Genomic DNA, 18,717 nt, shown 5'->3' with positions numbered 1-18,717 from the left:
GGAACTTGTTCCACTGCGCGAGAGCGGCTGGAGAATTTCGGCGACAGCTACGTCTTCAGCGGAACCGCCGGCTTCTGTTCACGATGATTTCAATATCCAGCCTCGGTAAATTCAGTACAACCGCCACTTGATCCGAAGGAGCTCGTGAATGCCGCGCGAGAGCGTCAATGACCTGATGGCCTTTCTGGCAGTCGCCCGAGAGAAGAATTTTACGCGGGCGGCGGCGAAGCTGGGCGTCTCTCAATCGGCGCTCAGCCACATTGTCCGCCAGCTCGAAATACGGCTCGGAATCCGGCTGCTGACCCGTACCACGCGGGCCGTTTCGCTCACCGACGCCGGAGAACGATTGTTCCAAGGCGTGGGGCCTCACTTCGATGAAATCAATGCTCAGCTGGACGCTCTCACCGAACTCCGGGACCGCCCCGCCGGCAACATCCGCATTACGGCATCCGACCATGCGATAAAGTGGATCATCTGGCCGAAGCTCCAACGCTTCCTGCCCAACAACCCTGACATCAAGGTGGAGCTGATACGCGAGAACGGGCTGTCCGACATCGTGACCGAGCGCTTCGACGGGGGCGTCCGGATGGGAGAGCAGGTAGCGAAAGACATGATCTCGACACGCATCGGGCCTGATTTCCCCTTTGCCGTTGTCGGCGCGCCCTCATATTTCGACGGCAAAGGGGTTCCGGAGCATCCGCAGGACCTTGTCCGCCACAACTGCATCAACGAGCGCCTGCCCACATATGGCGGCTTCTGGGCATGGGAATTCGAAGACAACGGGAAAGAGATCAGGATCAGGGTGGAGGGACAGCTTGCCTTCAATAACTCCTATCAGAGTGTAGAAGCGGCGCTGCAAGGACTTGGCCTGGCGTACGTGCCGGAAGACGTCGCGCTACCTCATATCGCGGAAGGCCGTCTGAGACGCGTGCTGGAAGCCTTTTCGCCACACTGGGATGGCTACCATCTCTACTATCCCAGCAGAAGGCAGTCCTCACCGGCTTTCGTGGCGCTCGTCGACGCCCTGCGCCACCGAGCCTGATGATCGGCGCCGGGCATAGTCATCCACTTTTCTACGGCAAGCAGTGGCCACGGTGTCTTCGCCTATTTCCTGGCCTCACGCGATCTTGCCGTGCGACGGGCCGGCCTCAGTTCCTCGATCGTCGGCAGCCACCACTCGGCGTTCTGAACCGGAAGCATTTTCGCGGGCCAGGTCCGGATGAGTTCTTCGAATGTGGGCGCCCGCCAATATCCCCAGACGTGATCCTCGGTGACGCCGGGATAGAAGTCCACAACGACGTCCGGGTCGACCAGTTCGCCTGAGACTTCGGTAAAGACGACGATTCCATAGGCGATGACCACAGGACGTCCTATTGGCGGCAGGTCGTCGCTCCGAAGCGGGTAACGATGACGCTTTCGTTCGGCAGAGCGGAGCTTGCTGCGCATATCCTGTTCGGTCCTCTTCCGCTCCTCGGCGCGACGTCGTCTCTCCTCCGGCTCGTTTCTGCAAGCCGCCGCCTCGATCTCAGGCCATCTGCGTCGGAGCTCCTCATAGGACCGGAAGGGAACGTGCCATATTCTGAGATCGGCATCCCATCGTGAGAATGGCACCTCGTGCAATTCGTCGACGACGGTCTTCGAGTACGGCGTGCGGATTCGGAAGTCTGCCTTGCCGAGTTCAAGATATGGACTGTCGATGGGATCGAAGGCGAAGGCGTCGCGTCCCTTCGCATCCGCATGGGCGTCGGCTTCGGCCTCGATCTCGGCAAGCCATCGTCCGATGCGACGCGATGCCGTACGGCCGGGAACGAACCAGGCCTTGCGGGCGTCGCTCCAGCGGGCACGGGGGAAGCGTCTTCGGAATTGCTCGACGGTCATCCTGTCGTAGGGGAAAGAAATGTCCGCGCCGGGCTTCGAACCGTCTTCGCCGGACGGCGCCTTGTTGTGATCAGTCGCAGATTTCGTTTCGGTCATGGAAGGAGAACGCTGACGCGCGGCGATCGGTTTCCGGTGAGGCGCTCGCTTGGCCGCCCTCTCAGTGAATTGTCTTCGACGGCTTCTCCGCATGCGAAATGCCATCGAGCGTCGCGATAAGCTTTTCGAATTCGTTCAAGACACGATTGAACTCGGCGTCCTGCATGTTGGTGATTTCGGATATCGTCGAGGACACGGACGCAATCAGCCTGTCGATCCAAACACAGCGCTCGGCGGCCGGCACATTTGCGAGAACCTCCCGCCGATGCGTCTTCAGCTCCCGGAGGATGCGAGCGATAAGGGCTCCCCGGTCCGCTCGGCTCAAGAGCGGAAGCCTCGTCTGCGCCTGCTGGATTTCCGTTATCAACGTCGTCGCCATCCCCGACCTCCAACCCTTCTGCAACCAGGTATCACAACCGTAGCGTTTGCAACACGGACTTTAGTCCGTGGCCAGGTCGTGCAATTGAGGACGCACCATACGACCGCATCAATTGCTTGTCGCAACGAGATCCGACACGTCGCAGCTGCGCCGCGGTCCTTCCCATGGTTGATACGTATTGTCTTCCGGTCGATACGACTTGTAGCGAGTGGCGCACCGGGCTGCTGCCTCTGCATTCACTTTCGGGCCGCCGCTCTCATCGGCCTCGGCGACGATCCGCTGAAAAGGCGAAATGCACTCGCGGGTCTCGCCGCCATAGGATCGATAGCTGTTGGTCGCGGGATCGAAAGAGCGGTAACGGTCCGCACACCAAGCAAGGTGCTCGGGCGAAAATCTTGGCTGTGGCGTCTGAACTTTGGTCGACGGGCGATCAGAATCCGGTGTCGCCTTTGATGTCGCGATCGTCGGCGCTTCGGTCACATAGCTGGAATAGAGAGGCGGAATTCGTTCATAGTGCTGCTGGCGAGGATCGACTTTCACCGGCGTCGTGGTCCAGAGATCGCGCGATGCAAGTTCATTGAAAGTATGAGATTTCGAATCCACCACCACGTGGGAGGCGACAGATGCAGCCGCCATGGTCGCCCCGACGGAGCTTAAGATTCCAAAGACAAGGGAGGCGATGGCTTTCATTGTCCCGACCCCTGCGATTGAGCCTGTGGAACCCAGACGCGGCCCGTCGTGCTGCTATGTCTGCCGCCGGTGGCGACAAGCACGGCGAGAATGCCGGCGATTGCCAGCAGGATGACGATCAGGGGCAAGGCCAGACCACCAGATTTCTCTTCGGAATAGATCATGTTCCTCTCCTCTGCCCCGACGGCGCCGAGCCGTCGGGGCGCCTGCTAGAGCCTTCTTTGCGCGTCCTATTGGACGTGCGGCGCTCTATGCCGCGATGATGTAAACGATCGTAAATGCAGAAGGATCGACGATGACGATCCGGCCATCCGCGAGGAGGAAGAAACGGTAGGCCTTGTACTGCGGTACAATTTCCACGATCCGCGGCGGCAACGGCTCGAGCCTGATCTTCTTCGGGATGGTGGCGCCGACCGAGACCGTGAAGTCCGCCTCGCGAACCGGCTCGACATGAACCTCCTTCACAACGCTGCGGATTTCCGTCTGCTGCTCGACGGAAATGTTCACATTGGTCGTGTTACTCGTCTCGGTCTTCGTGGTGTTCTGAGTGTTGCTATCGACGGATGTGTTGTTAGTCTTGCTGTTCGACTGGGTCTCAGTCGAGCCGCTGGAAGACTTCGCGTCGCCCGACTTCTGGGTCTCGCCGGAGCCGGTCGACGTGCCAGTGTCCTGGCTGCCGGCAGGCTTGTGGTTTTCCGTCGAGGACTGGCCCGAATCGGAAGACTTCGAACTGTCCGGGCTTCCGCCAGGGGCCTCCGTGCCTGCGGCGCCGGAGCCGGTTTCGGTGGAGCTTCCGGACTGGGTCTTAGCGCCGGGCTGAGTTGTGGTCTGACCGGAGGAGCCATCCGTTGAGGTTCCGGACGACGCACCCGACGAGTTTCCGTCGGAGCCGGAAGGTTTCTGCGCATCCTGGCCACTCGATGCTCCTGCGCCACCCGAGGAGGTGGCGCCCGCATCCGGTTGCTGGGTCGCGCCAGCGCTGGACTGGTTGTTTTGGGCAGCACCCTTCTTGGGGAGAATCGGCGCGTCCTGCGCCGCAACGGAGATGATGCCGACCGGCGAAACGCCGATCGAGAGTGCCGTCATCAGCACGGCGAGTGTCTTGGTCTTCATAACAGTCTCTCTGCTTTTTGGCCGCACGACGACGCTCCCGTCTGTCGTGCGGCGCTCTCAGGTTTTAAGATGATTTCCGGAACAATGACGCGGCAGTGGCTGCGTCGCATCAGGTCACTTGATGACCTGGATCACCTTGCGGGACGACGGTTCGACGATGACACGTTCATCATTGACCACCGCGTAAGCATAAGTCGGGTCATCCGGAACAGGCGTCACGACGACCGTCTCCGGCAGCGGCTGGCCGACGACAATCTTCTCCTTCACGACCACGCGGGCCGATGGTGCCGGAGCCTCGCGGACATAGGTGACGACCTTTTGCGGCGGCGGATCGATCGCCGTACCAACGACTGCGCCGGCAACGCCGCCGACAGCAGCACCGACGGGGCCGCCGACGATCGCACCGGTCACCGCGCCACCCGCCGCACCGTTGACCGTCGAGGACTGGGCGAATGCAACGCCCGACATGAGGGTCGCGGCAGTTGCCGCACCGACGATAAGCTTGGAGAGCATTTTTTCCTCCTTCTGTTTCAAGGCGGCCTTCGTGACCGCTGCGAGACCAACTAGCTAACGGCGGGGTCGTTCCACGCCCCGGACCTCAGTCGGATAGGCCTCGGCCCTTGGTCCCAAACCCATTTCCGTGTCCGTTGCCGGCTCTATTTCAGGATCAAAGGGCCCTGTGTCTCGGGCTACAGCACCGCGCGTCTTTTCAGACGCGCAAAGGACGCTGTAACACTTTGAATCACGGCATAATTTACCCTTAAATCGATGTCGCTTTGAGGAATGAGGAATTATGCAGGAGGCAGGAGACTGAAGGAGATGGCGCGATCCAACCGCCGGGAAGCGGGACGCAGGCGTCTGGCGATGCGTTTGCCGCATATGCGGAAGCTGATCATGGCAGCGTGCGACCCGTTGCAGCTCGAACTCTTCGAGGCCTACCAGAAGGCAGTCGAAGCGCGGGACATTCTTCGAGGGCAGCCGTTCAATTCGAACCTGGTGCGGGAATACGACGAGACCTGCCTCGAAATCGAGCAGCACGTCATCCGCGCGATGCAAGAACCTTCCTACGCCCAGCGCAGTAGCTGAAGTCCGGTGAGCCGTCATACTCGGCGGACAGAGCTTTTGGACATTTCATTGGGAGAATCGCGCGATTGATCCGCTGGCCTGCACTATAAGCGGCGTTACGAAACGCGACCGACGACGACGAACGCGCTCATGCCGCCGCACGGACGGACTCCGTGGCGCGATTCCACCTGCTCGGTCACCGCATCAACTATATCTGAAATGCGCTCCGGCGCCCGCCTTTCGATCTCTCCTCTGAGCGGAGTGCCTTGGCAGAAGGCCGCAGCGACGTCATGCGCGGCTGCGACGGAGGTCAACTCGATCCGATCGCAGGAAACTGCGTCAAATCCCGCCGAAGACACCTGTGCCTTGATCAAGGGTATATCGTAGTAGGAATATGGCAGCCGCCTGAGAAAATCCGGTGGATCGAACGGAAAAAGATTTGCCAGACATTCGTCCACGGATCTTGCAAAGTCATTGGCCGAGAGTGAATCCCACGTGGTGAACAGCAAACGACCTCCGCTTCGCAAGACTCTGGCGGCCTCGCCATAGGCCTTCAACTTATCAGGAAAGAACATCACGCCGAACTGGCAGACGACGAGATCGAACATCGAAGGCGCGAATGGGAGATTTTGCGCATCGGCGTGCATCCAGTGAGTCCGCGACATCGTCAGCGACGGTGCGCCGATGTCGATCATCGCCTGACTGAGATCGGTGGCAACGAGTTCTGTTGCATGATCGAGTGTCGCCCGCAAAGCGCGTGTCAATGCGCCGGTCCCCGCAGCGACCTCAAGAACGCTGCCCGGTTTCAATCGCTCGGCGACGATTGCCACCTCCGACGCATAGGGCTCATAGAGGATAGGCACGAGAAGGCTATCGTAAAGCTCGGCGACGCCTTCCTCGAATGGCGCGAGAGAAGGGGCCGATGCGGCGTGGGCGCCGCCTTCGATATCCATGGAAATCGTCACTCACAAGCCTCCATAACCGGGTTCGTCGGCCAGGAAAATATGCCTGAATCTGCTGATGTCTACAGGGGTCAGACCTTGGTCCCAATCTTCTCCGACCGAAGTCCCCGGAGTGGAACGCGCGTCGGACCCGCGCCGTTTCGAACGATACCGAAGGAGATCCGAACATGCACCAGAGTCATAGATCCCGAGTGAATGACGCTTGCAATGTGTCCGTCTTCGCACTTGTTATCGTTCTGGCCGCCCTTCTCTACGTCTTAGGCGCGGCCATGTCCGGCGATACCGTCGGATTGACCCAAAGCATAAGAGGCGCCGAGGTGTTCGACACCAGGAGTGTGCCCTGACGCTGTTTGGAAAAACTCTGAAGACGCGGTAGGTTAATCGGGCAGTCTCTTACCGGTATCAAAAATGAATTGGCTTCGCCGTTGGAATGCTCGCTCACTCGCCTCCCAGTTCTTCATCGCGGGTGGGCTCATTTCGATTGCTGCCATGTTCGTGGTGGGCTTTTTTGTAAGCCACCTCATAGACGAGACCGTCATCCACAATTCGGGCGCGGCGACGGCGCTGTATGTGGACAGCGTCATCGCGCCGCTACTTCCCGATATGCAAACAGAGTCACTGCTGGACGACGCGAGTGCACAGGCTCTCGACGAGACGCTCGGTCAAGGTGCACTCGGCAAGCGCCTTGTTTCGTTCAAGCTGTGGCGAGGCGACGGCACCGTCCTCTATGCGAACGAGAAGGAGCTGGTAGGCAGGAAGTTTGCGGTCAGCGACAAGCTGCAGAGGGCATTCGCAGGGTCTCTCGTCGCGCGCTACGAAATCGCCAGCGATCCGGAAAGCGACAAGGAGCGCGCGCTGGGCAAGCCGCTGATGGAGATCTATAACCCGGTGCTCCAGCCATGGTCCGGACAGGCGGTCGCCGTCCTGGAGTTCTACGAGACGGCTGAAGGACTGGGCGATAGTCTGGCGCATGCCAGGCTCCGGAGTTGGGGCGCCGTCGCCGCTCTCACGGCGACCTTTTTCCTTGTTCTTTCCATTCTGGTGTTCCGGGGTAGCCGCACGATCGAGGCGCAGCGCAAGGATCTCAAAGAACGAGTCATCGAATTGTCTGCACTGCTGGCGGAAAACCGCGGCCTGCAGCGCCGGCTGCAGCGCGCCTCCCAGCGGGCGGCAGCGCTGAATGAAACATATTTGCGCAGCATCGGCGCCGATCTGCATGACGGTCCGGCCCAGCACATCGCCTATGCCTCATTACGGCTGGACAGCGACTTGTTGGTCAACGCTTCCACCGAGCCTGAGGCGCGAGAAAAGGAGCTTGCCTGGATACGCTCGAGCCTGGCCGAGGCGATGACGGAGATCCGCAATATCTGCAGAGGGCTGGTGCTGCCGCAGATCGAGAAATCCTCAATCAAAGAGATCGTCACGCGGGTCGTCGAAGCGCATCAACACAAGACGGAAACCCATGTCGAAACGATTATCGACGAGGATGGACCGGAACTTCCTCCTGCCGTGAAGATCTGTATCTATCGCTTCATTCAGGAGGCCTTGAACAACGCCTACCGCCACGGCGGTGGCGTTCAGCAGGCTGTCAAGGCAGTCTCGCGCAAGGGGCATGTCCGTGTCGAGGTCAGCGATCACGGCGACGGCTTCGATCCGACCGAGGTAAGGCCAACGAGCCTCGGCCTCGTGGGGTTGCGGGAGCGTATCGACAGCCTGGGAGGATCCTTCGACATCAAGACGGGCGAAGGAGGAACGACCGTGACAATGACCTTCGAGCCAATGGAAGTGGGAGAGTAGACATGGCATCAATCACCATCGGCGTCGTGGACGATCATCCGCTTTTTCGCGAGGGTGTAACGCGCAGCCTCTCCGAGATCAGCGGCTTTATCGTGGTTGGTGAGGGGGCCAGCAGCGATGACGCGGCGATGATCGCTTCGGACAGCCACCCCGACATCATGCTCCTCGATGTCTCGATGCCCGGCGGCGGGCTGTCTGCGATCAGTGACGTATTGGCGCGGAGCCCGACGACGAAAGTACTGATGTTGACGGTGTCCGAGGAGGTGGACACATTGCTTGGAGCTCTGCAACGGGGCGCAATGGGCTACGTCCTGAAAGGTGTCGGTTCACGTGGCCTCGCCGAAGCAATCCAAACCATTCTGCGTGGCTCGCGATATATCTCGCCGACGATGTCGGCAAAGGTCATGGAGAATTCACTGAATGGCGGAACCTCCGACAAAACCAATCTGACGCCACGCGAGCGCGAGGTGATGGATCTTGTCGCTCAAGGCTTATCAAACAAGCATATCGGCTTGCGTCTCAGCCTGCAGGAAAAGACGGTGAAGCACCATATGACCCAGATTCTGAGCAAGCTCGGTGCCTCGAACAGGACTGAAGCGGCTCTGCAATGGCGGGAACGGCGCTGAAAGAGGTTATTGCTCCGACTATCACGCTCTAGCGAAGGAAGCGGCTCAGCCGGCGGGCATCGTTGGCCGTCGCCTGACGGCTTATGATCGTGCGGCCCTTCGAGTCTTTCATAATGTAGCGCCCGCGCTGCAGGATCTCAGTGATACCATTCGCATGACGGACGTCGATCGAGCCATCGGAAGCTTCGGTCGCTGTCGCTCCCGATCCTGCTGACGACCCTGTGCTCGAGGAAGAAGACCCTCCGCCGCCGGAGGAATTCCCACCGGAGGAATTCCCACTATTGCCATTCCCGGAACCGCTGTTGCCGTTGCCGCCACCGTTGCCATTCCCTCCTCCGTTGCCGTTTCCGCCGCCGTTGCCATTCCCTCCACCATTCCCGTTGCCATTCCCGTTGTTACCGTCCTTTGCCTGCGCAAAGTCCAGCGCCAGAACAGGAAGGGAACCGGCGAAATTCAAACTGGCCGGCAATGCGGCAGCGACGAGGGCGACCGTCGCGCCGCCTCCCAATCTCAGAAAATCGCGTTTCCGGATACTCATGCCACAGCCTCGTTCGTCCGTTCTTCGCCGTTTCCATGCAATATATGACGTATGAGACTCGCTGTTCCGAGTAAAGAATGCAACCGACCTAGGTAGTAGGCCCCGGCAAGACTTTGGTCCGGCTTACTTGATTGCCGTACTCGTCATTGAGAAAAGTCCGGGCAATCGCAAGCGCTACATTGCTCGCTTCTCCTCATTCAACCTGCCGTGTGAGGCGAAGAAGTATTTCTATGGAACTTCTCCCCTTGTCGTCGCTTTGATTGTCGAAGTGCAACAGAGGAAACTTCCATGGCCAACCCGAACGAATCCCCCGCAGTCCAATCCATGCGAAAAGAGCAGGCAGAGCAGCGGAAGCAGGCGCGAAAAGGCGAACTCGACAAAGCAATTGAGGATACTTTTCCTGCATCCGACCCGGTGTCTGCCACTCACACTTCTATTCCCGCCGGCCGCAGCGACGTCGAAGCGGCTGAGCGTGTGCAGCGGGAGCCGGATCCCACCAGGCTTGACGAGCAATATCCATTTGTCGATCAAGCTCTGCACTCGACGGGCGACACCGCCCGCTCCTCCGACGCCTCCGGTGTCGATCGCCAAGGAATGCGATCTCTTCAGAGAGAAGCAAGCCGCGTGGCCGAGTCCGCATCGGAACTGGCGTCCGGATCGGCTCGCCTGGCAAAGGCCGAAGCCCGTACATTCGTCCATGATCTCGAAGATAGCATACGCCGGCAGCCGCTGACGGCCGTAGCGATCGTCGCCGGTCTCGCCTTCGTCTTTGGCGCGACGCGCTGAGGAGCCAGCCATGGCAGCGCGATGGACTGGCGGCTGTCTTTGCGGATCCTGCCGGTACGAATTCGACGGTGATCCGCCGCATTCGGGATACTGCCATTGCGATATGTGCAAGAAGGCGACCGGAGGCCCTTTCGCGGCCCTGGTCCAGGCGAGGATCGCCGATCTTGCCTGGACGGCCGGTACACCCACATCGTACCGATCGTCGCCGATCGCCACGCGCGGCTTCTGCGGCAAGTGCGGAACACCACTCTACCTTCAGTACGACGGCGATGAACTAATTCGGGTGACCGTCGGCTCGCTCGACCACCCGGAAAAGATCAGCCCGGCGGGACATTACGGTGTGGAGAGCCGTCTTGATTGGGCCGATTGCGGACGGGGACTTCCTGAGGAGGAAACTCAGGAGCGCTTTTAGATGTTGCCCGGAAATCGCCCGGGCTCCCGGGGGTCTCATGAAAATCGCAACTTACAACGTCAACGGGATCATTGGACGGTTGGACATCCTGTTACGTTGGCTCAAGGAGGATGCCCCTGATGTGGTTTGCGTCCAGGAACTAAAGACAGACGATGCCAGGTTTCCGCGAAAGGAGATCGAACGAGCCGGCTACGGCGCCGTCTGGCACGGACAGAGATCCTGGAACGGGGTGGCGATCCTGGCGAAGGGCAAGACACCGATCCTGACGCGGCGCGGTCTTCCCGGCGATCCTGATGATAGCCACAGCCGGTATATCGAAGCTGTCGTCGACGGCATCCTGATCGGATGCCTCTATCTTCCGAACGGAAATCCGTTCCCAGGAGCAAAGTTCGAGTACAAGCTTCGATGGTTTCGCCGTCTGCACCACTATGCCGCCGAACTCCTCGAGTTCGAAGTGCCTTCAATCCTGGCCGGCGACTTCAACGTCATGCCGACGGAGATCGACGTATACAAGCCGGAACGCTGGCTGGACGACGCCCTCTTCAGGCCGGAAGTGCGCAAGGCCTATGCCCATCTTGTTGCCCAGGGCTGGACCGACGCCATCAGACATCTGCATCCAGAAGAGCGTATCTACACCTTCTGGAAATACTGGCGGAACAGCTTCGAACGTGACGCCGGGCTTCGGATCGATCACTTCCTGCTCAGTCCGGCAGTCGCCCCGTTGCTTCGATCGGCAACCGTCAGGAGAAAGCCGCGAAGCTGGGAGCATACGAGCGACCACGCACCGGTCATGATCGAGCTCGACGTTTCCGAAGCTGGGGCCGATCTGTAAGCCGCGATGTCGATTGCAGGGGAACCAGGGAACCTGCAATGCCGGCCGGAGTTAGCTGGTAAAGGAGATTTCCAATGCCTACGAATTCCATCCCCAATTCCGCAAAGCTTCCGCCGAAGTCACTGAATGAGGACACCCAGGACGACGAATTGCCCGAGGCTAATGTCGATGACCAGCGTAAGCCGCCAATCAGCATGGGCAGCGGCCGCGAGGCGGGCGACGGTGTCACCGATACCGATCCGGAAACAGGCCGCGCCGATCAGAAGGACCGCATCCCAGCCCCGCAATTTTCCAACCGGAAGTAACCGCTATGGGCGAAAGCAAGAATTACCTGAACACCGACGAGATCCAGGCCGACGACCAGTTGTCGCCGAAGCCGGTCGAAGGAAAGGACCCGCCGCGGCACGTGCGAAAAAGCGAGGAAGCCGTCGCCGAAGGTTCTGACGACACCGAACGCATCCGGGTGCCGCCGCCGGTCCCGAATCCCGATTGATCAACACACCCCCGCGAAGGTGATGCGCAGCCTTATCCATCCGTGCCGCGGTCGTAGATGCGGCCGGTCAACCAGGCTGGCCAGTCCCGCTCGAAGAAGGATCTGGCGTTCGCGTCGAAGCTGCGGTTCGGACGTGTGGAAAGCCTTATCTCATCCCCATCAAGACGAACAATAATCTGCTCTTTGCGATGCGCTTCGCGTTCTTTCCGAAAGCGATAATCCTGCAACGGTCCTGAGCGCGCCAGCGGGAGAGATTCGCCTTCCGCGTCGCATATCGCACGCGCCCCGCGGCTGCCGCCGCCATTGCGAATGAAGAAATCAAGCGCGCTGAGCACGGCTTCCGAAGCAAGCGCCATATGCCGCCATTGCACGCCGCGAACCGCCTCCGCTGCTCGACCGTAGGCGACGCCGTTATCGCGAATTTCAGCATTCAGCTTGCGTGCATCGAGCAGGGCGCCGCTGACACTTTCCTGATCGCAGAGGATGCCAGCCTTGTCGCTCATTCGCGCCTGCACTTGCGAGCGGATCGATTTGACGGTGAGCAGGCTCTCCGTCCGCAGGGCAGCAAGGATTTCGGCAATGCCTGCCTCTGCCATGGCGGCTATATCCTTCATGGCGGCTCGCTCCGCCCGGCCACTCGCACTGATGTGCTCGGCTGCCCGGGTGCCGAAGACTTGCCCGGCATTGAGCGCTGCTCCACCCGGCCTCGTCACGCCGTGTGTGCCCGCTGCCTCTCCGGCAGCGTAACAGCCGCCGAGACTGCTGCGGCCCCAGGTATCGACCATGATGCCGCCGTTCATGTGCTGGTTGTTGACGGCAAACTCCAGCGGCTCCTTGGCGATATCGATCTTGTAGCGGCGATAGAGTTCGATCGCGAGCGGGTTCATATGCTTCAAGCGATCGATCGGCATGCCCTGGTCGGCGCCGGCCTTGCGGAGATAGTTGCGGACGTCTTCATCCAGTCTTTCCAGGCTGAACGGTAGGTCGCCCGGCACGGATAGGGGATTGCGATTGAAATCCATAAAGACGCGCCGCCCTGCGGCGGTTTCGCTGAAGATGGCCAGATCGACCAGGCTCGAGCCGAAATCGAGCATGCGCGTCGCGTGAAATGGCCACTGATAGCCCTTGCGGAAGATGTTCGACGCTAGCTCCTGCGTGCTGCGGTAGTATTCTGCCAGGAAATGGTGCTCGGCGCCTTCGGCATCGAGCGAGTAGATATGCGGGATCGACTGGACGTAGGTGCCCGACAGATTCCATGGGAACCCTTCCCTGCGTGTTCCGATGCCAAACTGACTTTCAGTCAGGTTGACGAGCTCGACGCCTGCCTCGAGCGCCAATCCGAGAGAGCCGAAGCAGCCGTTGGGATAAACGCTGTCGCGATAGAGTTCACCCGGCCCGCCGGCGGCGAGCACGATCACGCCGCTGACGAACAGCGCAAGGCCCAGCGGGTTCTCCTCCCTGCGGTCGCTGGCGCGCATGGCGACTATCCCGACGACGTGACGATCACCGCCATCGCCGTCGGTAAGGATCTTTACCGCGGTGGTCTGGTTGTAAAACGGCACTCCGAGCCGGATCGCTTCCTCGGCCAGCACCTTAACCATCAGGCGCGAGGTGCGCGGGCCGCAACTGGTGGCGCGGCCGACCTCGTCATGGTCGGTCTGATATCTGAGCGTCCCGCCAAGCGGATCCTGAGGCAGCGGCAGACCCAGGAACTGGAGTGATGCCATCATCCGGGGCGAGCCTACAGCCTCGACATAGGCCGTGTCCTCGTCCATCGCACCGCCGCTGCGGATGGCTCGGGCCATTGCCTTGTAATTGTCGCCCTGATCGGCCGTGTTTGCCGTGTGAAGAGTCTGCTTGTCCGATCCCGAACAGGCCGAGGTTCCACCCCACGCGCTTTGGCTGATAATGACGACGTCGTCGCCGCGCCGCTTCAATTCCACCGCCGCACGCAGACCCGCCGCGCCGGATCCGACGACGACGCAACCTGCCCGGTAGATCGGCACCTCGACGCCGGCGAGCCGGACCACGTCCGAAGGGGTGAGCTCGGGTGGGAGGCGCGGCATGTCGACATCGGTCAGCGCGTCAAGAATGTCCTGCGGAACGTCTATGGTCATCGGCGTTCAACCCAGCGGGATGTCGACCCAGCGCTTTTGCCGGGAGGACTCCATGCATGCGTCGACGATCTGGCAGATGTGATGGCCCGTATCGAATGTCGGCCACATCGGTCTGTTTGCAACGATCGAGCGGATCACCTCGGCCACCTCGATGATCTTGCTTTCATTGTAACCCAGGCCGAAATTCGGCAGGGGAAGGAAAGCCCTGAAGGTGGGGTTCTCAGGACCCACGTCGATCTCCCGGAAGCCGCGCCGTCCCGCTCGGTCGTCGTTGGAGTAGAAGCGCAGCCGGTTTATCTCGTCATAGGTATAGGCGATGCTGCCTTTCGTTCCATAGATTTCGTAGGTCTGCATGAACTTGCGGCCGGTCGCGACACGGCTGAAATCGACGATCCCGCCGGCACCGTTCTCGAACCGGCATAGCAGATTGGTTGCATCGGGATTGGTGATATCAGCCCAGGACTCGCTGCCCGTGAGCTTCACCTGCTCGCCATAGGCAAGGCCTTCGACGACAGGCCGGCGCGGCGTCGCGATGAGATTGTCTGCGATCAGGGAACTGACGCGGCCAACCAGGAAATCCATGAAGCTGAAGATGTGCGAACCGGTATCACCGACGATCCCGGTCGGCGCGAGCTTTCCATCGGCGCGCCACATGAAGGGCGCACCGGGATCGCCATACATGTCGACGTGCTGGCAGCCGCGGAATAGCTTGATCTCGCCGATTTCGCCGGATTGAATGATGTCTTTCGCCAGATCATGGACGGGATTCCGGGGAAAGGCGTGTCCAACGCGGGTAATGACACCCTTTTCCCTGGCGATGTCGGCCAGTTCCCGCGCCTCGACGGCGGTGTTTGCCAGTGGCTTCTCGCAATAGACATGTTTGCCGGCCAGCAAGGCCGCCTTGGCCACCTCGTAGTGGAGGTGGTCAGGCAGGCAGATATCGATCAGATCGACCTCAGGATCAGCGACCGCCAGATTCCAATCCTGAAGAATTCTTGCACCCGGCGCCCTGTGAGAAAGGTCCCCGGCTGCCTTCGAGGGGCCTTCGACGAGAGCGACGATCCGTGCCGTTCCGTCCGACACTCCGAAGAAGTGCGGAAAGGTCTGATAGGCCATCGTGTGGACCTTTCCCATCCAGCCCGAGGCGCCAAGCACTGCAACTCTGACTTCAGACATTGTCGTCTCTCCTCTCGACATGGCCTACCGGATTTCGGCGCGAGCCCGAGGCCGAGTATCGTTGCGTTCGTAGGCGAAGATAGTGGGGGAAAGTGCCGGCAAGCCCCGGATGAGGTCCGAGCCTTTTTCGCCGACCATGATCGTCGGCGCGTTGGTATTGCATGACGGCACGCGCGGCATGACGGATGAATCGCATACCCTGAGGCCTTCCAGGCCATGGACCTTGAGATCAAGCCCGACAACCGCGTCGGGTCCCGTTCCCATTTTGCAGGTGCCAACCGGATGATGGTCGGTCTTTGCGTTGGCACAGCCGTAGTCGAAAAGCTGTTCGTCGGTCGTGACCTTCGGTCCAGGAAGCCTTTCGGCCATGACATAGGGCTTCAGCGCCGCCTGCTGCATAATCTCGCGCGCGATCTTCAGCCCTTCCAGGGACATCGTCCTGTCGTGGGGATCGGACCAGTAGTTGGGATCGATCAATGGAGCGGCAGCCGGGTCTGAGGATGACAGACGCACTGTCCCCCGCGAGCGCGGATGCAGATAGGCGGAGTTAAGGGTCACGCCGGCATTCTTGAGCCGTTCGACGCCTGCTTCGATGCCCGATCCGAGGCCGAGGTGAAACTGGATGTCGGGAGAACGGGCCTCGGGATCGGCATACCAGAAGCCGCCGGTCTCGAAGAGCGACGAGGCGACTGGTCCGGTGCGGAACAGCACATATTGTATCCCGGCCCAAACGGTCCGGTGGAGTTTTGCGACGCCGTCATAGGTGTGATCGCCGGTGCATTCGGCAATGACGAAAAGATCCAGATGATCCTGGAGGTTGCCGCCGACACCCGGCAGATCGTGGAGCACCTTGACGCCCACCGACCGCAGATGGTCGGCCGGTCCTATGCCGGACTGCAAAAGCAGCTTCGGCGATCCGATGGCGCCGGAGGAAACCAATACTTCCCGGTCGGCGCGGACGATCTCCAAGCCGTGCGAAGTCACGATCTCGACGCCTGTCGCACGGGCTCCCTCCACGATAATACGCGCGACGCGCGCGCCGGTCCGCACCGTCAGGTTCTTCCGGTCCTTGATCGGCGAGAGATAGGCGAGCGATGCCGACGACCGGCGACGGTTGCGCTGCGTGAGCTGATAAAACCCCACGCCTGCCTGCTGGCGTCCGTTGAAGTCGTGATTATAGGGAATGCCGAACTCCTGCCCTGCACGGATATAGGCATCGCAGATCGGGAGCGGCGCAGCAGGCATCGAGACGCCGAGCGGACCGCCATAGGAGTGGTAGTCGTCGGCGAAGCGCTGGTTGTCTTCCGCACGTTTGAAATAGGGAAGGATCGAACGATAGTCCCAGCCCTCGCAGCCGTCTTGACTGGCCCAGAGATCATAATCGGCCGCGTTTCCGCGCGTGTAGAGCTGCGCGTTGATCGACGAACCGCCGCCGATGACCTTTGCCTGGGTATAGCGAAGCACGCGGCTCTTCATATGTTTCTGGGGAACGGTTTCCCATCCCCAGCTGGCGACGCCTTTGGTCATCTTGGCGAAGCCCGCGGGCATGTGAAAAAGCGGATTCCAGTCGCCTCCACCCGCCTCGAGCAGGAGGATGCTGACATCTGGATCTTCGCTCAACCGATTTGCAAGCACGCATCCTGCAGGGCCGGCGCCGGTGATGATATAGTCGAAACCCATCTTACTTTCCTATTTTGTCCGTTCGGTCTGCCAGCGCGTCTCGTGCCTGCAAGTCCTTTGACGCGATGTGATCTGCCACTCTCAGTGCCTGGGCGGCGATAGTGAGCGCAGGATTCACAGCGGCCGATGTGGGGAGGAAACTCGCGTCGACGACGAAGAGATTGTCGTGATCATAAGCCCGGCAATACGCGTCGAGCGGCGCAGCCGCGGGATCGTTTCCGATGCGGATCGTTCCGCACTGATGGGAGGGCGTGCGCTTGTCGAAGGGCCTCGCCATCACGATCGGAAACCCGATCGACTTCAGGATTGCCTTCAGCCTGGCGACAAGCGCGAGATGAGCATCCCAGTTGGTTCGCTGCCATTGGAGAATAATCCGATCTCCATCCACCATGACTCGGCTTTCGGGATTGGGAACGTCCTCGCTCATCGCATAGAAGTCGATGGCATGGCCGGTGATGAAGCGCAGAAGCCATTCCGGAGCCTGGGGCAGAGAGCCCTTGAGAACTCTTTCGGAGATGCGCCCGAGGAGCTGCACGTTGCCGAGGGGCGGCCCTCCCTCCCCGTCGGAGAGATAGAAGTCGTTGAAGGCAAACGTCTTCTGGTAGATGGAGGTGTTGCTGAACCGCGGCGAGACCCCGATGACCGCGGAGGCATTGTGGTTCATGAAGTTGCGACCCACCTGGTCGGAAGAATTCGCCAGACCCTTTGGGAAGCGGTCGTTTTTCGAACGCAGCAAAAGCACTGATGATTGGACCGCCCCGGCGGAGAGGATCACGATCTCGGGCGAAACAGTCAGCGTCTCCCCGTTCTTGATGTAGGTCACCCGGTCGATCCGGCTCCCCGCTCCCGTGTCAAGCCCCGTCACCCGCGCATTGGTTTCGAGCCGGACGTTCTCGTGCCTCAGCGCCACTGCAAGGGCTGCGGTCTCGGCGTCCATCTTGCCGTCGCGGGCGTTAGGATGCGCATCCCACGGCGTGCGTGCTTTGGAGAGCCAGGCGTCAAGATCAAGGCCGAGCGGCAGGGAAAACGGATGCAGGCCTTTCCGCTTGAGTCGCGCCCTGATATCGGCGATCGGCGCCTCGTCCGGGACGGGCGGGTACTCGTAGGAAGCCGAGTGGTGCGGTTCTGTGGGGTCTTCGCCAAGGCTGCCGCGGACCTGATACATGCGTTCCGCCTTGCAGTACCACGGCTCCAGCACCTCATACGGAAACGGCCAGGCCGGCGACACGCCCTCCCGGTGCTGGATGACGTCGAAATCCTGCTTGCGATAACGCGACAACACGGCGCCGTAGAACTTCGAATTCCCGCCGACATTGTAGTAGTTGCCGGGATTGAACCCCTTGCCGCTTGCCTCGTACCAGGTTTCCTTCGGTCGAAAATGTCCCCGCTGGAAGATCGCGCGCTGGTCGCGGTTGACAGGAAGATCGGCGATCTGATCACCGGCTTCGAGGATCAATATCTTCGCACCGGTCACGGCCAGGCCGGCCGCGACCGTCGCGCCGCCGACGCCTGACCCGATGATGACGATGTCAGGTGAACCGCTCATGTTAGCACCTGGCCCTCACGCGATCCGCGCCTGGCTATTGGGATCGAAGAACACGGCCTTGTCGAGATTGAATGCGAGGCGGGTTTGTTGTCCTGGGGCGATGCCGGTATCGGCGCGCAGGCGGGCGACGACGGATTTGCCGCCGAGCTTGGTGACGGCGAAGGTGTCGGAGCCGGCCGGTTCCACCACCTCGATCAGGCAATCGCCCTCGGTCAGCGAGCGCGCCTTGCGGTCGGCGCCATCGGGATCGGTCAATGCCTCCGGGCGGATGCCGAAGATCACCTGTCTGCCGGTATAGGCGGTCAGGCCGTCATTGCCTGAGATGACCGGCAGCCTCAGCGGGGCGGCATTCGGCCGCTCCAGCGAGACTTCGAGGCCGCCGGCGCCGTTTTCGACGGTGGCGGTCAAGAGGTTCATCGCCGGCGATCCCATGAAGTCGGCGACGAAGATGTTGGACGGGCTGTTATAGATCTCGGCCGGCGTGCCGAACTGCTGCAGCACGCCATCCTTCAGCACGGCGATCTTGGTCGC

Annotated in this window: 22 protein-coding genes; 9 read left to right on the top strand and 13 right to left on the bottom strand. The window is 60.7% G+C overall.

Annotation, left to right across the window (positions count from 1 at the left end):
• Positions 1-148: 148 nt before the first annotated feature.
• A complete protein-coding gene (locus tag HFO99_RS19970; protein WP_222252886.1) occupies positions 149-1,042 on the top strand; it encodes a LysR family transcriptional regulator in 894 nt (297 codons plus the stop codon).
• A gap of 62 nt (positions 1,043-1,104) precedes the next feature.
• Here HFO99_RS19970 and HFO99_RS19965 read toward each other — a convergent pair whose 3' ends face one another.
• From HFO99_RS19965 to HFO99_RS19940, 6 genes are all read right to left on the bottom strand, one after another.
• Entirely contained in the window at positions 1,105-1,974 is an 870-nt protein-coding gene (locus tag HFO99_RS19965; protein WP_222363154.1) for a hypothetical protein, read from the bottom strand.
• 61 nt (positions 1,975-2,035) lie between these two features.
• Entirely contained in the window at positions 2,036-2,353 is a 318-nt protein-coding gene (locus HFO99_RS19960) for a hypothetical protein (RefSeq protein WP_222363152.1), read from the bottom strand.
• Between the two features lie 108 nt (positions 2,354-2,461).
• Positions 2,462-3,043: a BA14K family protein gene (locus HFO99_RS19955; RefSeq protein WP_222363150.1), complete on the bottom strand. Its 582-nt coding sequence runs from the start codon at positions 3,041-3,043 to the stop codon at positions 2,462-2,464.
• The gene (locus HFO99_RS19950; protein WP_222302485.1) at positions 3,040-3,207 is read right to left on the bottom strand and encodes a hypothetical protein; all 168 of its coding nucleotides are present in this window, start codon (positions 3,205-3,207) and stop codon (positions 3,040-3,042) included. The genes HFO99_RS19955 and HFO99_RS19950 overlap by 4 nt, the downstream gene beginning before the upstream one ends.
• Before the next feature lie 85 nt (positions 3,208-3,292).
• On the bottom strand, positions 3,293-4,156 hold the full coding sequence (locus HFO99_RS19945; protein WP_222363149.1) for a DUF1236 domain-containing protein: 864 nt from the start codon (positions 4,154-4,156) through the stop codon (positions 3,293-3,295).
• 114 nt (positions 4,157-4,270) lie between these two features.
• Positions 4,271-4,669 (bottom strand): DUF1236 domain-containing protein, encoded by a 399-nt coding sequence (locus tag HFO99_RS19940; protein WP_222011950.1) that lies wholly within the window; start codon positions 4,667-4,669, stop codon positions 4,271-4,273.
• Between the two features lie 306 nt (positions 4,670-4,975).
• On the opposite strand from HFO99_RS19940, the gene HFO99_RS19935 reads away from it, so the two are divergent.
• On the top strand, positions 4,976-5,242 hold the full coding sequence (locus HFO99_RS19935) for a hypothetical protein (RefSeq protein ID WP_222363147.1): 267 nt from the start codon (positions 4,976-4,978) through the stop codon (positions 5,240-5,242).
• A 95-nt stretch (positions 5,243-5,337) separates the two neighbouring features.
• Here HFO99_RS19935 and HFO99_RS19930 read toward each other — a convergent pair whose 3' ends face one another.
• Positions 5,338-6,174 (bottom strand): class I SAM-dependent methyltransferase, encoded by an 837-nt coding sequence (locus HFO99_RS19930; protein WP_222363397.1) that lies wholly within the window; start codon positions 6,172-6,174, stop codon positions 5,338-5,340.
• Positions 6,175-6,591: 417 nt separating this feature from the next.
• On the opposite strand from HFO99_RS19930, the gene HFO99_RS19925 reads away from it, so the two are divergent.
• Positions 6,592-7,980: a sensor histidine kinase gene (locus HFO99_RS19925; RefSeq protein WP_222363145.1), complete on the top strand. Its 1,389-nt coding sequence runs from the start codon at positions 6,592-6,594 to the stop codon at positions 7,978-7,980.
• A 2-nt stretch (positions 7,981-7,982) separates the two neighbouring features.
• Positions 7,983-8,606, top strand: a complete 624-nt coding sequence (locus tag HFO99_RS19920) for a response regulator (protein WP_064251258.1) — start codon at positions 7,983-7,985, stop codon at positions 8,604-8,606.
• Positions 8,607-8,634: 28 nt separating this feature from the next.
• On the opposite strand, the gene HFO99_RS19915 is transcribed toward HFO99_RS19920, so the two are convergent.
• Positions 8,635-9,144, bottom strand: a complete 510-nt coding sequence (locus HFO99_RS19915; RefSeq protein WP_222335948.1) for a hypothetical protein — start codon at positions 9,142-9,144, stop codon at positions 8,635-8,637.
• A gap of 288 nt (positions 9,145-9,432) precedes the next feature.
• On the opposite strand from HFO99_RS19915, the gene HFO99_RS19910 reads away from it, so the two are divergent.
• From HFO99_RS19910 to HFO99_RS19890, 5 genes are all read left to right on the top strand, one after another.
• A complete protein-coding gene (locus tag HFO99_RS19910; protein ID WP_222252895.1) occupies positions 9,433-9,930 on the top strand; it encodes a hypothetical protein in 498 nt (165 codons plus the stop codon).
• A gap of 10 nt (positions 9,931-9,940) precedes the next feature.
• Positions 9,941-10,342 carry a GFA family protein gene (locus HFO99_RS19905; protein ID WP_222335963.1) on the top strand — a complete coding sequence of 134 codons (402 nt, stop codon included), beginning with the start codon at positions 9,941-9,943 and terminating at the stop codon, positions 10,340-10,342.
• A 37-nt stretch (positions 10,343-10,379) separates the two neighbouring features.
• On the top strand, positions 10,380-11,174 hold the full coding sequence (gene xth, locus HFO99_RS19900; RefSeq protein ID WP_222363143.1) for an exodeoxyribonuclease III: 795 nt from the start codon (positions 10,380-10,382) through the stop codon (positions 11,172-11,174).
• Positions 11,175-11,248: 74 nt separating this feature from the next.
• Entirely contained in the window at positions 11,249-11,479 is a 231-nt protein-coding gene (locus HFO99_RS19895; RefSeq protein ID WP_222252898.1) for a hypothetical protein, read from the top strand.
• A 5-nt stretch (positions 11,480-11,484) separates the two neighbouring features.
• Complete coding sequence (locus HFO99_RS19890; protein WP_222252899.1) at positions 11,485-11,667, top strand: hypothetical protein; 183 nt, start codon at positions 11,485-11,487, stop codon at positions 11,665-11,667.
• A 32-nt stretch (positions 11,668-11,699) separates the two neighbouring features.
• On the opposite strand, the gene HFO99_RS19885 is transcribed toward HFO99_RS19890, so the two are convergent.
• The 5 genes from HFO99_RS19885 to HFO99_RS19865 all read right to left on the bottom strand — a co-directional run.
• Entirely contained in the window at positions 11,700-13,784 is a 2,085-nt protein-coding gene (locus HFO99_RS19885) for an FAD-binding protein (RefSeq protein ID WP_222363141.1), read from the bottom strand.
• A gap of 6 nt (positions 13,785-13,790) precedes the next feature.
• Positions 13,791-14,960 carry a Gfo/Idh/MocA family protein gene (locus HFO99_RS19880; protein ID WP_222335952.1) on the bottom strand — a complete coding sequence of 390 codons (1,170 nt, stop codon included), beginning with the start codon at positions 14,958-14,960 and terminating at the stop codon, positions 13,791-13,793.
• 24 nt (positions 14,961-14,984) lie between these two features.
• Complete coding sequence (locus HFO99_RS19875; RefSeq protein WP_222363139.1) at positions 14,985-16,640, bottom strand: GMC family oxidoreductase; 1,656 nt, start codon at positions 16,638-16,640, stop codon at positions 14,985-14,987.
• A 1-nt stretch (position 16,641) separates the two neighbouring features.
• Positions 16,642-18,186, bottom strand: a complete 1,545-nt coding sequence (locus HFO99_RS19870; protein WP_222363136.1) for a GMC oxidoreductase — start codon at positions 18,184-18,186, stop codon at positions 16,642-16,644.
• Positions 18,187-18,201: 15 nt separating this feature from the next.
• On the bottom strand, positions 18,202-18,717 hold a 516-nt coding region (locus tag HFO99_RS19865), incomplete at its 5' end, for a TOBE domain-containing protein (RefSeq protein ID WP_222363120.1).

Origin of the sequence: Rhizobium leguminosarum, assembly GCF_019798305.1 — a bacterium.
In the GTDB taxonomy this organism is placed as follows: Bacteria; Pseudomonadota; Alphaproteobacteria; order Rhizobiales; family Rhizobiaceae; genus Rhizobium; species Rhizobium leguminosarum_U.
Note: the sequence above shows the minus strand (reverse complement) of the source record. Positions and strands in the feature narration are given on the sequence as shown.

Coding starts and splice junctions, on each gene's coding strand:
- HFO99_RS19910 (WP_222252895.1), top strand. CDS start 9,433: ATGGCCAACCCGAACGAATCCCCCGCAGTCCAATCCATGCGAAAAGAG.
- HFO99_RS19925 (WP_222363145.1), top strand. CDS start 6,592: ATGAATTGGCTTCGCCGTTGGAATGCTCGCTCACTCGCCTCCCAGTTC.
- HFO99_RS19905 (WP_222335963.1), top strand. CDS start 9,941: ATGGCAGCGCGATGGACTGGCGGCTGTCTTTGCGGATCCTGCCGGTAC.
- HFO99_RS19955 (WP_222363150.1), bottom strand. CDS start 3,043: ATGAAAGCCATCGCCTCCCTTGTCTTTGGAATCTTAAGCTCCGTCGGG.
- HFO99_RS19940 (WP_222011950.1), bottom strand. CDS start 4,669: ATGCTCTCCAAGCTTATCGTCGGTGCGGCAACTGCCGCGACCCTCATG.
- HFO99_RS19875 (WP_222363139.1), bottom strand. CDS start 16,640: ATGGGTTTCGACTATATCATCACCGGCGCCGGCCCTGCAGGATGCGTG.
- HFO99_RS19915 (WP_222335948.1), bottom strand. CDS start 9,144: ATGAGTATCCGGAAACGCGATTTTCTGAGATTGGGAGGCGGCGCGACG.
- HFO99_RS19930 (WP_222363397.1), bottom strand. CDS start 6,174: ATGGATATCGAAGGCGGCGCCCACGCCGCATCGGCCCCTTCTCTCGCG.
- HFO99_RS19895 (WP_222252898.1), top strand. CDS start 11,249: ATGCCTACGAATTCCATCCCCAATTCCGCAAAGCTTCCGCCGAAGTCA.
- HFO99_RS19945 (WP_222363149.1), bottom strand. CDS start 4,156: ATGAAGACCAAGACACTCGCCGTGCTGATGACGGCACTCTCGATCGGC.
- HFO99_RS19885 (WP_222363141.1), bottom strand. CDS start 13,784: ATGACCATAGACGTTCCGCAGGACATTCTTGACGCGCTGACCGATGTC.
- xth (WP_222363143.1), top strand. CDS start 10,380: ATGAAAATCGCAACTTACAACGTCAACGGGATCATTGGACGGTTGGAC.
- HFO99_RS19920 (WP_064251258.1), top strand. CDS start 7,983: ATGGCATCAATCACCATCGGCGTCGTGGACGATCATCCGCTTTTTCGC.
- HFO99_RS19880 (WP_222335952.1), bottom strand. CDS start 14,960: ATGTCTGAAGTCAGAGTTGCAGTGCTTGGCGCCTCGGGCTGGATGGGA.
- HFO99_RS19935 (WP_222363147.1), top strand. CDS start 4,976: ATGGCGCGATCCAACCGCCGGGAAGCGGGACGCAGGCGTCTGGCGATG.
- HFO99_RS19960 (WP_222363152.1), bottom strand. CDS start 2,353: ATGGCGACGACGTTGATAACGGAAATCCAGCAGGCGCAGACGAGGCTT.
- HFO99_RS19890 (WP_222252899.1), top strand. CDS start 11,485: ATGGGCGAAAGCAAGAATTACCTGAACACCGACGAGATCCAGGCCGAC.
- HFO99_RS19950 (WP_222302485.1), bottom strand. CDS start 3,207: ATGATCTATTCCGAAGAGAAATCTGGTGGTCTGGCCTTGCCCCTGATC.
- HFO99_RS19970 (WP_222252886.1), top strand. CDS start 149: ATGCCGCGCGAGAGCGTCAATGACCTGATGGCCTTTCTGGCAGTCGCC.
- HFO99_RS19965 (WP_222363154.1), bottom strand. CDS start 1,974: ATGACCGAAACGAAATCTGCGACTGATCACAACAAGGCGCCGTCCGGC.
- HFO99_RS19870 (WP_222363136.1), bottom strand. CDS start 18,186: ATGAGCGGTTCACCTGACATCGTCATCATCGGGTCAGGCGTCGGCGGC.